We start from the raw sequence: 12,682 nt of genomic DNA on the forward strand, positions 1-12,682 counted from the left end.
CCGAAATTGGTCGGGATGCCGGTATTTTCGATGATGAAATTGACCCCCGCCTGCGAGAATTCGGCGCGGGTTTCGGCCTTCAGTCCGGTGTCGACCTCGATCCGGGCGGCAACACCTTCGGGCGTCTCGCCCTCGCTCACGCCGACCAGCACGAAGCTCAGCCGGTTGCGGGTGCCGGGCACGAAGTTGAGCGCGTTGGAATAGCGGGTGTAAAGCACCACCGTGCTGGTGAAGCTGGGGATCGAATCCGCAATACCGCGAATGACGGCGCGTTGATCGTTGAGTTCCAGCCGTTCCCCGATCGGGCTCACTTCGGGCGGGAAAAAGCGGGTGGTGCCGGTGTCGTCAATCACCACGCTGTCGGGTGCGAACAGCACCGATTTGTCGCCCTCGGCCATGCGCGCGGGCATGCCGATCAGTGTCGCATCATCGACCCCGATCACGGCCACGCCTTCAAGATCCCCCTCCTTGGTTCGCACATTGGCCTGCGCGCGCAGATGAGGAACGGCCCATTCGACGCCTTTGACCGAGCGCACCTTGTCGAGCGCGGTCGACGGCATCGCATAGCTGACATCGGTGGTGCGGCTAACCGGGTCCATCACCCAAATTTCGGCCTCGGGCGCGTTGTAGACGCCGCTTGCCCCGCGTTCGACCAGATTGACGAAAATCGTCAGCTGCTGGGTGATGAGCAGGGTCGAAAAAGCGATGCCGAACAACAGCCCGTAGAACTTCTGGGCATCGCCGGTGAGCATTCTGATGGCGATCCAAAGCACGCGGGGTGACCTTTTACGAGCGGACTGGGTTGCGCGAGTGGGGGAACCGCACCATTATTGTACGGTAACGTTTAAATGAACGGAGTCGTTCACCTTGTCAATCCGCGATTCGTCGGGCAAATCAGTGTTATCCGGCCCGCGCCGTGCGGGGCGGCCTCTGGACGCGGCCAAACGGCAGGCGATTGTCGATACCGCGGCACACCTCTTCATGCATCATGGCTACGCCGCGACCTCGATCGAGCAGGTCGCTGCCGAAGCCGCGGTATCCAAGGTCACGATCTACAACCACTTCGGCGAAAAACGTGCGCTGTTTGCCGCTGCAGTGGAATACGAATGCGAAAAGATGCGCGGGCACTTCTCGCTGGAATCGATGCCGGCGGGCACCATTCGCGAACGCCTGACTGCCATCGGAGAGGCGATCTTCGCGTTCCTGTTCCGCCCCGAAATGATCCAGTTCGAACGCCGCATTGCTGCGGAAACCGAGCATGAACCCGCGATCGGCGTAGCGTTTCTCGATGCCGGGCCGCGGCGGATGAAGAACGGCTTTGCCGCTTACCTGCAGCACGCCGAGGCAGCCGGTGATCTGGTGATCGCGGATGCCGAACTTGCCGCCGAACAATTCGTGTCGATGTGCAAGGGCATGGGAGATCTCGAGCGTCGCTTCGGCGGCGTCGTCACCACGCAGGACAGAACGCGCCGCATTGCCGGAGCGGTCGATGTGTTTCTCGCAGCATACGGGGTGCGGGATGAACCGGTGCAGCATCGATAATGCGCATCACCCTGTGCGATAATTAGCATCATTCGCACGGGTCGGCATTATCTTGCCATTCACTCAGGCAGTCCTACATTGTGGGGTACGAAAGGAATCCAGCCGATGAGCGAGCAGAACGATCCGCAGCCGCAGGGCGATGGTCCCAATCCATGGGTCAGGCAGTTGATGATCTGGGGCGGGATCTTCCTTGCCCTATTGCTGGTCGTCACGCTGTTCAGCAACGCCGGACAGAATCCCGGAACCTCGATCCGGTATTCGGACTTCCGCGAAGCGGTGGCCGAAGGCGAGGTGCAGGACGTGCAGATGGGCGCAGAGCTCATCACCGGCACGCTGAAGAACGGAGAGCCGTTCTCGACTGTTCCGGTGCCCAACGACACCGAAATCACGCAGCTGATGGAACAGAACGGTGTGCAGTTCACCGGCAAGCAGCGCGAACAGCAAAGCGTTCTGCTGTTCATCCTGCTCAATTCGCTGCCGTTCCTGCTGATCCTCGGCATCGCCTTCTTCGCGCTGCGCCAGATGCAGAAGGGCGGCGGCGGCGGCGCGATGGGCTTCGGCAAGTCCAAGGCCAAGCTGCTGACGGAGCGTTCGGGCAAGGTCACGTTCAACGACGTGGCGGGCATCGACGAAGCGCGCGAGGAACTGCAGGAAATCGTCGAATTCCTGCGCGATCCGCAGCGCTTCTCCAAGCTCGGAGGACAGATCCCCAAAGGCGCGCTGCTGGTCGGTTCGCCCGGCACCGGCAAGACCCTGCTCGCCCGCGCTATCGCAGGCGAGGCGGGCGTACCGTTCTTCACCATCTCGGGCTCCGACTTCGTCGAGATGTTCGTCGGCGTCGGTGCGAGCCGTGTGCGCGACATGTTCGAACAGGCCAAGAAGAACGCGCCGTGCATCGTCTTCATCGACGAAATCGACGCTGTGGGCCGTTCGCGCGGCAATGGCCTTGGCAATTCCAATGACGAACGCGAGCAGACGCTGAACCAGCTGCTGGTCGAAATGGACGGGTTCGAAGCCAACGAGGGCATCATCATCATCGCGGCGACCAACCGTCCCGATGTGCTTGATCCGGCGCTGCTGCGTCCGGGCCGGTTCGACCGTCAGGTCGTCGTGCCGATCCCCGATATCGACGGGCGCGAGAAGATCCTCGGCGTGCACATGAAGAAGGTGCCGCTGGCCCCCGATGTGAACCCGCGTGTGATCGCCCGCGGCACCCCCGGTTTCTCGGGCGCCGACCTTGCCAACCTCGTCAACGAAGCCGCCTTGCTGGCCGCCCGCCGTAACAAGCGGCTGGTGGCAATGCAGGAATTCGAGGACGCCAAGGACAAGGTCATGATGGGCGCGGAGCGTCGCAGCATGGTGATGACCGACGACGAGAAGAAGATGACCGCCTATCACGAGGCCGGCCATGCGATCGTCTCGGTTCACGAAGAAGCGTCCGATCCGATCCACAAGGCCACCATCATTCCCCGCGGTCGCGCGCTGGGCATGGTGATGCGCCTGCCGGAGCGGGACAGCTATTCCTACCACCGCGACAAGATGCACGCGAACCTGTCGGTCAGCATGGGCGGGCGCGTGGCGGAAGAGATCATCTTCGGTCACAACAAGGTCAGTTCGGGCGCGTCGTCCGACATCCAGTATGCGACCGATCTGGCGCGCAACATGGTGACCCGCTGGGGCATGTCGGAAAAGCTCGGTCCGCTGCAGTACGAATCGAGCCAGGATGGCTATCTCGGTATGGGCCAAACCATGCGCACCATGGCTTCGGACGAGACCAACAAGCTTATCGATGCCGAGATCAAGGCACTGGTCGAAGGCGCGCACAAGCGGGCGACCGACATCCTCAAAACGCATGAGGACCAATTGCACCTGCTGGCGCAAGCCATGCTGGAATACGAGACGCTGACGGGTGAGGACATCCGCCAACTGCTCGAAAACGGCAAGGTCGATCGTCCGGATGCGCCGCGCGGTCCGTTGCCGGCACCAGTGCGGGGCTCGGCCATTCCTAAGGCAGGCAAGCGTTTCGGCGGGTCCAAAGAAACCGGAAGCGACGAGGCACCGCAGGGCGCCTGATCCCCGCAAACCACATCACCACATCACCAGAAGGGGCGTCCGGAGCAATCCGGGCGCCCTTTGCTTTGGCACCCGCTACCGGGCGCTGCGGCTCAGAACGCGCCCAGCACCAGCAGCGCCTGCAGGAACAGTAACGACACGATCATGATGCATATGAACAGCACGCAGAACCGCCAGAATGCCGAGAACCGCGTCAGGCCGTAGCCATAGCGCAATTGCTTGTAGAGATGCAGCGGAGCAGCAATCGCGAACAGCAGCGACGCCCAGCCCGCACCGTCGGGAATTGTGCTGAGCAGCGACATGGTGATGAACAGCAAGGACATGAAGCTGAGCGAATAGGTTACGAACACGGCGTGGTCATACGCCTTGAATTCGCGCCGCCACGCGAACAGCAGCCACACGAACGGGATCGATAGCGGGATCAGCAGCCAGCTGAATTTGTATCCGTTTGCCTGCATCTTGTAGAGCATCAGCGTGGGGTTCTTCTTCCACTTCTCGATGATGCCATCATCCAGCCAGTCGATCCCGGTGACGTTGAATTCCGCCGATCCGGCCCCGGCGAGATCGACCGGACTGTTGCCGAGCACCATGTTGAGCCCGGTCAATTCGCTGTCGATCTCTGCCCGGCGGGGATCGGCCTGAGCGAGTGTGTCACGCTCCCGCTCCAGCGTCGTGATCTGGTCGCGGATGTTGCTCTGAAAAGCGCTGCTCTCGCCGGTGCCGAGAAAACCGGCCGGCATCTCGCTGGGAGCGGAAATGCCGACGGCCTGGAATACCGCGAACATCGCGAACACGCTGAACAGGAACATCGCCATCGGGCTGACGAACCTGGCGCGCTCGCCTTCGATATATCGGCGGGTCAGCTTGCCGGGCTTGAACGCGAGCAATGGCAAGGTGTGCCACAGCTTGCCGTCGAGGTGCAGCACGCCGTGCAAGATGTCATGGCCGATCGCGGCAAGGCTGCGGTGGACATGGGCCTTCTGCCCGCATTGTCCGCAGTAATGCCCGGTCACCGTGGCCCCGCAATTGGCGCATTGCGAGGGGGACGGGGGCGCGTGCGGCGCCTCGCCATGCGCGGGTTCGACTGCGCGGCCCAACAGCCCGCCTTCGATCGCTGCGCTGATCCCGTCGCTCAACCCGTTCATGCCCACGCCCTCAATCCCGCATCCGGTGCGCGAATATGGCGGCAAAGAGGAAGCGAGGCCAGTGGCTTGTGAGCGCCGGTTTCAGCGGGCGGCGAGTTTGCGCTCGATCGCGGTCCACAGCTGGGCAAAGGCGCGTGCGGCGGGGGCACGCGGAGCGAAGGCGCCCACCGGCTTTCTTTCGACCGCGCATTGTTCGATCGCGCTCGCCAGCGGGATCGCGGGCCATTTGGGATTGGCCTCGCGCGCTTCGCGGTGCAGCGTGCGGCGCAGGTCGATCATCGAGAGCACCGGCAGGATCGGCGGATGCCCTTTCCCGCTGCCGCGCACCTCCTCCACCACCACATCCAGGGCGCGGGCGGAGAGCGGCGAGGGTGGCAGGGGAACGATCACCAGATCGGCGGCACGCATCACTTGCCCGCTCAACTCGTTGAGAACAGGTGGGCAATCGAAGATGATCCGGTCGTAATTGCGGGCCAGCGCCTCGACCAGCTTGGCAAGGCGTTTCTTCTTGCCGAGTCGATCGAGCTGACGACCGAGCGTTCGGATGCTTTCGTCGGCGGGCAGCAGGTCGAGATTGGCATGGCCGGTCGGCTGGATCAGCTTCAGCGGATCGACACCGTCGGCGAACACACTGTCTGCGCTGCGCTTCTTCTTCGGATCGATTCCGAGCAGAAAGCCCGAGCCATTGGCCGCATCGAGATCCCACAGCAGGGTCTTGCGCCGCGAAATGCTGGCCGCGCACCAGGCAAGATTGACGGCCAGGGTCGTTTTCCCGACGCCGCCTTTAACGCTGTAGACCGCAATCGATGCCATGCTGCCAGACCGCCCCTATGTTACTGTTTGATTACAGCAACAGGCGATAGCGCGCCATATCACAATGGCAAGCGAAGCCGAAGTACGGTCAAGAAGCAGTCAGATCGCGCGAAAAAACGGGCATCAGCAGGCGAATATTTCCGCCGGATACCACCGCACTCGCCAACCGGTAACGGTTAACCGTCGTAGTCGCTGCCGAGCGAGGTGGTGCGTGCAGGCGCCGATGCGGTGATCCGCAGAGCTTCGGCCGACTGGCTGAGCGAGCCGATTTCATCCGCCTCGTCCTCGTCATCCGGCAGGATCTTCTGCAGGCTGACGACCACCGATTCGTGCAGGTCGCGCGGACGCACGGTCTGTTCGGCGATTTCGCGCAGCGCCACGACCGGGTTCTTGTCGCGATCGCGATCGATGGTCAGGTCGCTGCCACCGGAAATTTCCCGCGCGCGCTGGGCGGCGAGCAGGACGAGGTCGAAGCGGTTGGGAACCTTGTCGACGCAATCTTCAACGGTAACGCGTGCCATGGGCGGCCCTTTTGGATTCGCAATGATCGGGAAGGGTGCTCAGCTAGGGGTGCACAGGCTGCAAGTCAAGATAATGCGGCGATCGCGTTTTTGTTCTATGTTGCTGACATGAACGATCAGACCCCCAGCGCGGCTGCGGCCCGCACTCACGAGACCTACAGCGATGCAGAGCCATTCCGGGTCACAGCGCAGGGTCACGAGTTCAATTTCCTGCCGCACGGCGAAGACCGCATGGAGGCTTTGATCGACCTGATCGATACCGCTGAAAAACGGCTCGATCTGTTCTATTACCTGTTCGATAATGACAGCGTCGGCAACCGCGTGCGCGATGCTTTGATCGCGGCGGTGCAGCGCGGGGTTCCGGTGCGTCTGATCGTCGACGATTTCGGCAATGATGCCGGCCGCGACTTCTTCGATCCGCTGGTCGAGGCCGGCGGCAGTTTCGCGGTGTTCTCCTCGCGCTGGAGCACGCGCTATCTGGTCCGCAACCACCAGAAGATCGTGATTGCCGATGAAACGAGGGTTATGACCGGCGGCGCCAACATCTCGGACCACTATTTCGCCCCGCCCGCCGACAACGGCTGGTGTGATCTGTCGGTCGTGATCGAAGGTCCGGTGGTGGCCAAGTTCGTCGAATGGTTCGCGCTGGTCAGCCAATGGGTCGATGGCGAGGACAAGGGGCAGACCGGCAAGCTGCGCCAGCTGCGCGACATCGTCAAGAATTGGGACGGCGGGATCGACGGGGACGGCGGGCCAGTGCGCCTGCTGGTCGGCGGCCCGTTCGTGCGGAGAGGACACTGGGCGTGGCAGCTGCGCAAGGATCTGGTTCCGGCCAAGCGGCTCGATACCGTCTCGGCCTATTTCTCCCCGCCGCGCAGTTTCCGCCGCCAGTTCGCCAAGGTCGCCCGGCGCGGGCAGGCGCGGATGATCATGGCCGGCAAATCCGATATCGGCGCGGCAATCGATGTCGCGCGGCTGCTGTACAAGCAGCTGCTGACGGCGGGCGCGAAGATCTTCGAATTCGAGCCCTGCAAACTGCACATGAAACTGCTGGTGGTGGATGATGCGAGCTATTTCGGCAGCGCCAATCTCGACAAGCGATCCTTCCGCATCAATGTGGAACTGATGGTGCGGATCGAGGATGCGGAACTCGCCGCGCGCCTGCGCGAATTGATCGACCATCTCGAAAACGGCAGTCAGGCCATCACCCCGAGCTGGTATGTGCGCGAGGCGACGTTCCTGACCCGGTTAAGGTGGCGAATGAGTTATATGCTGGCGCTGGCCGATTACCGCGTCAGTCGCCTTTCTGCCCGGTAGGCGCAACCCGCCCGGCGCCCGTCGCCCGCCGCCGGGCCAGTTCGCGGGCGAAGGCCTGCAAATCGGGAACTTCGTCGAGTTCGTCGACGATTTCGAACCCGAAGATCGTCTCCAGCACATCTTCGAGGGTCACCAGCCCCAGGAAGGTGCCGAATTCGTCCATCACCGCAAGGATCTGGTGCTGTTCGGAAATCATCCTGCGGAACAGGCGATCCGCCGGCACTTCGTCCAGCACGCCCGGCAACGCGCGGACCAGGCCGGCGATGTCGCGCCCGGAATCGCTCCCGCCGTCGTCTCCTGTCAGCGCGCCTAGCACTTCATGCTTGATGACAAAGCCGCGAATATTGTCGGACTGCGGATCGAGCACCGGTACGCGGGTATAGGGCACGCCCTTGATCCGGTTAGCGAATTCATCGAGCGGCGTGTCGAGCGGCAGGCTGAACACCACCGTGCGCGGCGTCATGATGTCGGCTGCCTTGATCGCATGGAGCTGCAGCATGTTGCGCACGAACCGCACTTCATCCTGCTGAAGCTGGCCCGAAGCCTGCCCCAGACTGGCGATTGCCATCAACTCCTCGCGGTGGCGCGGCAATTCGGCGGGTTTGCCGAAGGTGATCACGCGGGTGATCTGGCGCGAGGCCCAGACCAGCGGCGCCAGCGCTGTGATCAGGATCGGCAGCAGCCATGCGGTGAAGGGGGCCAGCCGTCCGGCGTAGCGCGCGCCGATCGTTTTCGGGATGATTTCGGTAATCACCAGCACGGCCAGCGTCAGCGCTCCGGCGAAGATCGCTTCGCCGCCCGCGCCGTAGATCGCGGCATATTGCGCGCCCGCGCCCGCCGCCCCCATCGTGTGCGCAACGGTGTTGAGCGTCAGGATCGCCGCCAGCGGGCGTTCGACATCGTCCTTGAGATGCCGCATCTTGACGGCCCAGCGCGCGCCGCGATCCTCTGCCGAACGAATGCTCGACGGCGTGATCGTCAGCAGCGACGCTTCAAGCAGCGAACACAGGAAAGAGACGACTAGCGCCAGCGCGACATAGAATATCAGTAGGGTCATCCCGACCTATCCTAGGCGAGGCGGCCTGCCCAAGTCACTACCTTTGCATGGTTAAGGCAGGTGCCCACACGATGCACAAACGGCTCGCCGTGTTTCACGCGCGGAGCGTCACACCCGCCAATCGATCGCGCCGCGCCCCTGACTTTCGAGGAAGGCGTTGGTCTGGCTGAAGGGGCGCGAGCCGAAGAAGCCACTATGCGCCGACAGCGGGCTGGGATGGGGCGAGGTGAGCACCAGATGGCTGGTGCTGCGGCCCAGCGCCGGAATGCGGCTGGCCTTTTTCTTCGCATGGCTTCCCCACAGGATGAACACGGTCGGCTCCTCACGCGCCGCGACGGCGGCCACGCAAGCATCGGTGATCGCGTCCCATCCGCGCCCGGCATGGCTGCCCGCCTGTCCCGCCTCGACCGTCAGCGTGTTGTTGAGCAGCAGCACGCCTTGCTTCGCCCATCGGGAAAGATCGCCCGTCGCGGCCCGCGGCAAGCCGAGATCGCTTTCCAGCTCCTTGTAGATGTTCACCAGCGAAGGCGGTGGGCGCACGCCCTCCTGCACCGAAAACGCCAGACCATGCGCCTGCCCCGGCCCGTGATAGGGGTCCTGCCCCAGGATCACGCAGCGCACCGCATCCAGCGGGGTCAGCGCCAGCGCAGCGAGGCGTTGCCCGCGGGGCGGATAGATCGTCTTGCCGGCCGCTTCCTGCGCAGTCAGCCAGCCGCCCAGTTTGCGCGCTTCGGGCGCGGCGAGCACCGGATCGAGCGCCGCGCGCCAGCTTTCGGGGATGGTCTCGGCCGTCATGGCGTCACCGCTACACGTCCCGGCGGCATGGGCGCTACTCTGCTCTTTCCCTCTTTCCCCAATCGGCGTAGGGCGTGGGCCATGGCTGTACATTTTCACGAGGAAGACCTGCCCGCTGGCGTATTGTCCGGCAGCAGCGCAATCGCGGTCGATACCGAGACTATGGGCCTCATCACCCCGCGTGACCGGCTGTGTGTGGTGCAATTGTCCGATGGGTCGGGCGATGAACATCTGGTGCGCTTCGGCCCCGGCAGCAGCTATGATGCACCCAATCTGAAGGCGGTGCTGGGCGATCCTGCGCGGGTGAAGCTGTATCACTTCGCTCGCTTCGATCTGGCCGCGCTGCACCACTATCTCGGTGTGACGGCAGGGCCGGTGTTCTGCACCAAGATCGCCAGCCGCCTGATCCGCACCTACACCGATCGCCACGGGCTGAAAAATCTGGTCGAGGAACTGCTCGGCGAAAGCCTGTCGAAGCAGCAGCAGTCGAGCGACTGGGGCGGCCCGGTATTGTCCGAGGCGCAGCGTGAATACGCCGCCAGCGACGTGCGCTATCTCCACCGGCTGCGGGACGAACTAACGCTGCGGCTCGAGCGCGAAGGGCGGATGCATCTGGCGCAGGCGTGCTTCGATTTCCTGCCTGCGCGCGCGCTGCTGGATCTGGCCGGCTGGCCCGAAGCCGATATCTTCGCCCACGCCTGACGGTGCGCGCGCAATGGTGATCAGCCACACCCGGATCGAAACCAGCGAGGCCCGAGACCTGCGCAGCCGCCGCCAGCACTTTGCTGCGCCCGGCGGATCGCACGACAGGCTCGTTGGATTTCTCGCCCGCGCTCTGCCGATGGGTGTCGGGCTGGTTGCTGCGCTGATGATCATCACTCCTCTGTCTCCGCGCGGCGAGGTGAGCTTTCTGCTCGATCGCAACAAGGTCGCCCTGATCGACGAACGCTTGAGCGTCGACAATGCGATGTACCGCGGGCGCGACAATAGCGGCCGCCCGTTCTCGCTGATGGCGGGCGAGGCGGTGCAGCGTTCCAGCATCGAAGGGCTGGTGCGGATGCAGGACCTGGTCGCGCAGATGATGTTGACCGAAGGCCCGGCCCGGCTGAGCGCCCAGGGCGGGGTCTACGATATCGACGCGGAAACCGTGGCGGTGAACGGCCCGGTGCAACTCACCGCAAACGACGGCTATTCGATGGTCGCACGCGGGGTCGGGGTCGATCTCAAGGCGCGGGAGATGCGCGGCGACGACGGCGTATCGGGCGAGGTTCCCGCCGGGACATTTTCCGCCGACACCATGCGCGCCGATCTCGGTGCGCGCACGATCACGCTCGAGGGCAGCGCCCGCTTGACCATGACTCCCGGCCAGTTGAGGATGCCGTGATGCACCAGTTCGTTCCCCGTCGTCGCCATCTGACCCGTCTTGCCTGTGTCTGGGGGCTGGGCGGCGTTGCCCTCGCCGCCGTGCTGGCAGGCGGCATGACAGTGCAGGCACAGAGCATCGCCGGCCACAATTCGCGGGCACCGGTCACCTATGATGCGGAACGCATCGTGCTCGACGACCGCGCTAACAGGGTGGTCCTCAGCGGCGGAGTGACAGTGACCCAAGCCGGTCTTTCCATCCGTTCCGACCGGATGCTGGTCAATTTCACCGATGCCGGAGAGCTCGAAATCCAGCGCATTACCGCTACCGGCGGCGTGACCATTAATCGCGGTGACGAGCGCGCCACCGGCAATAATGCGATTTACGACTTCAACCGCCGGATTATCACCATGGCCGGCGACGTTCGCCTGCGCCGGGGCGGCGATACGCTGAATGGCGGACGGCTGGTGATCGATCTGCAAACGGGGCTGTCGAGCGTGGACGGCAGCGCCTCGGGAGGCAGCGCACCCGGCGCTCCGGCGAATGGCCGCGTCACCGGCACCTTCACTGTGCCGCAGCGGGAAAATCAGCAGCCCTAAGGGCGTGCCTGACAGGATCTAATAGGCCCTGTCGTGCTTGAGCACCATAACGGTCTTGAGCACGATCTGGATATCGCGCAGCAACGACCATTCGGCGATATACTCGAGATCGGATTGCAACCGGTCGGTCAGATCCTTTTCGACCTCGGTAGCGCCGCGATGGCCTCGCACCTGCGCCAGACCGGTCAATCCCGGCTTGAGGCAATGGCGCTGCCAGTACTTGCGATCGACCTCCCAGAAGAACTTCTTGTTCGCCTGACTACCGATGGCATGCGGGCGAGGGCCGACGATCGACATGTCACCTGTCAGCACGTTGATAAGCTGCGGCAGCTCGTCGATGCTGGTCTTGCGGATGAATGCGCCGACGCGGGTGATCCGGTCATCATCGCGCGCCGTTGATCGATCGCCGTTCTGGTCTAGCTTTTCCTCGCGCATCGACCGGAACTTGAACATGTCGAAAAACTGGTTGCCGCGTCCCAGACGGCGCTGCACGAACAGCACAGGGCCGCGATCTTCCAGCTTGATCGCAATAGCCACCGCGATCAGCAATGGCGACAGCACCAGCAGCCCGGCCGAGGCGGCGGCGATGTCGAACAGGCGCTTGATGATGCGCGACCGCAGCCGCAACGGTCCGGTCGAAACCACCAGCGTGGTGCGATCCAGCGCGTCATAGCGGTGCACCCCGATAGCGCCGAGGCTGTGCGCCGGTTCGCTCACGATCTCGCCATAGATCCCGGCCGATTTGAGCAGGAAGGCCCATTCCTCGCGCCGTTCGCGCGGACAGCTGACGACGACGTGATCCTGATTGCGCAGCAGCTTGCCCAGCCGGTCGAGCATGAAGGGATCGTGGCTGCCGGGGTCGAGGCCGAAATCCTTCGCCGAAACAGCGATAGCATCGGGGTAGGGAAAGCCCGATCCACCATCGTCGATCACCAGACGGTTCGCGATCCGTCCCTTCCAGCGCCAATCGATGAAGCCGGTAATGACCCGCCGCAGCACCACCAGCAGAATGGCAGAGAACATGAGTCCCAGCGTTACCGCCGCGCGCGAGAAATCCTGGTTCGACTTGGTGTAGAAGGCGAGAAAGTTGATCAGGCCAGCCGAAATAACCAGCGCAACCAAGGCTTGCCGGGCGGCGAACATCCAGTCCGACAAGGCCTTCAGCCCGTAAGATCCATTATACAGCGCGATGGTATAGAATGCGGGCAGCATCGCCTGCGCCGCCAGCATGGAGCGCGGTTCGGCCCACCGCCCTTCCCAGATCAGACTACCGAGCGCAAAGGCGAGACTGAACAGAGCGCCATCGGCCAGCAGGATCAGCACATAGGTGCGCAGCCGTCGCCGCTCCAGCGAGGGCGCAATCTTGCTCTCGACAGCGACGTGCCGGACGGATTCAAGAAGTTTCGGCGTTACCCGATTCATTCAAACCTTCCCCCAAAGGCGCGACCCTCAAGAGA

13 protein-coding genes are annotated in these 12,682 nt (G+C 63.4%); 6 read left to right on the top strand and 7 right to left on the bottom strand.

The genetic code is table 11. The features are described 5' to 3' along the window. Window positions 1–773, bottom strand: a 773-nt coding sequence (locus Q0L48_RS15315; RefSeq protein WP_296722394.1) for an ABC transporter permease, incomplete at its 3' end; no start/stop codon positions are given. Window positions 774–867: 94 nt separating this feature from the next. Between Q0L48_RS15315 and Q0L48_RS15320 the strand changes: the two genes are divergently transcribed. Further along, window positions 868–1,542, top strand: a complete 675-nt coding sequence (locus Q0L48_RS15320; protein ID WP_296722396.1) for a TetR/AcrR family transcriptional regulator — start codon at window positions 868–870, stop codon at window positions 1,540–1,542. Window positions 1,543–1,647: 105 nt separating this feature from the next. Beyond that, window positions 1,648–3,615 (top strand): ATP-dependent zinc metalloprotease FtsH, encoded by a 1,968-nt coding sequence (gene ftsH, locus Q0L48_RS15325; RefSeq protein ID WP_296722397.1) that lies wholly within the window; start codon window positions 1,648–1,650, stop codon window positions 3,613–3,615. Window positions 3,616–3,707: 92 nt separating this feature from the next. On the opposite strand, the gene Q0L48_RS15330 is transcribed toward ftsH, so the two are convergent. The 3 genes from Q0L48_RS15330 to rpoZ all read right to left on the bottom strand — a co-directional run bounded on the left by Q0L48_RS15330 (window position 3,708) and on the right by rpoZ (window position 6,094). Continuing rightward, a complete protein-coding gene (locus tag Q0L48_RS15330) occupies window positions 3,708–4,760 on the bottom strand; it encodes a DUF3667 domain-containing protein (protein ID WP_296722399.1) in 1,053 nt (350 codons plus the stop codon). Window positions 4,761–4,841: 81 nt separating this feature from the next. Beyond that, a complete protein-coding gene (locus tag Q0L48_RS15335; protein WP_296722401.1) occupies window positions 4,842–5,573 on the bottom strand; it encodes a ParA family protein in 732 nt (243 codons plus the stop codon). A gap of 176 nt (window positions 5,574–5,749) precedes the next feature. Next, window positions 5,750–6,094: a DNA-directed RNA polymerase subunit omega gene (rpoZ, locus tag Q0L48_RS15340; protein WP_296722403.1), complete on the bottom strand. Its 345-nt coding sequence runs from the start codon at window positions 6,092–6,094 to the stop codon at window positions 5,750–5,752. Window positions 6,095–6,202: 108 nt separating this feature from the next. On the opposite strand from rpoZ, the gene Q0L48_RS15345 reads away from it, so the two are divergent. Further along, window positions 6,203–7,411 (top strand): phosphatidylserine/phosphatidylglycerophosphate/cardiolipin synthase family protein, encoded by a 1,209-nt coding sequence (locus tag Q0L48_RS15345; RefSeq protein ID WP_296722405.1) that lies wholly within the window; start codon window positions 6,203–6,205, stop codon window positions 7,409–7,411. Here Q0L48_RS15345 and Q0L48_RS15350 read toward each other — a convergent pair. Next, entirely contained in the window at window positions 7,389–8,468 is a 1,080-nt protein-coding gene (locus Q0L48_RS15350; protein ID WP_296722407.1) for a CNNM domain-containing protein, read from the bottom strand. The genes Q0L48_RS15345 and Q0L48_RS15350 overlap by 23 nt on opposite strands. Before the next feature lie 108 nt (window positions 8,469–8,576). Further along, on the bottom strand, window positions 8,577–9,263 hold the full coding sequence (ung, locus tag Q0L48_RS15355; protein ID WP_296722409.1) for a uracil-DNA glycosylase: 687 nt from the start codon (window positions 9,261–9,263) through the stop codon (window positions 8,577–8,579). Window positions 9,264–9,344: 81 nt separating this feature from the next. Here ung and Q0L48_RS15360 point away from each other — a divergent pair, with 81 nt between their 5' ends. From Q0L48_RS15360 to Q0L48_RS15370, 3 genes are read left to right on the top strand one after another with little or no spacing between them, the layout of a single operon-like run. Beyond that, on the top strand, window positions 9,345–9,965 hold the full coding sequence (locus Q0L48_RS15360; protein ID WP_296722411.1) for a ribonuclease D: 621 nt from the start codon (window positions 9,345–9,347) through the stop codon (window positions 9,963–9,965). Window positions 9,966–9,978: 13 nt separating this feature from the next. Next, window positions 9,979–10,647 carry an LPS export ABC transporter periplasmic protein LptC gene (gene lptC / locus Q0L48_RS15365; protein WP_296722413.1) on the top strand — a complete coding sequence of 223 codons (669 nt, stop codon included), beginning with the start codon at window positions 9,979–9,981 and terminating at the stop codon, window positions 10,645–10,647. Next, entirely contained in the window at window positions 10,647–11,225 is a 579-nt protein-coding gene (locus Q0L48_RS15370; protein ID WP_296722415.1) for an LptA/OstA family protein, read from the top strand. The genes lptC and Q0L48_RS15370 overlap by 1 nt, the downstream gene beginning before the upstream one ends. Before the next feature lie 18 nt (window positions 11,226–11,243). Here the strand turns inward: Q0L48_RS15370 and Q0L48_RS15375 are convergent, their stop codons facing one another. Then, complete coding sequence (locus tag Q0L48_RS15375) at window positions 11,244–12,647, bottom strand: sugar transferase (protein ID WP_296722417.1); 1,404 nt, start codon at window positions 12,645–12,647, stop codon at window positions 11,244–11,246. Window positions 12,648–12,682: the final 35 nt, after the last annotated feature.

This window comes from Erythrobacter sp., from assembly GCF_024305245.1.
GTDB lineage: Bacteria > Pseudomonadota > Alphaproteobacteria > Sphingomonadales > Sphingomonadaceae > Erythrobacter.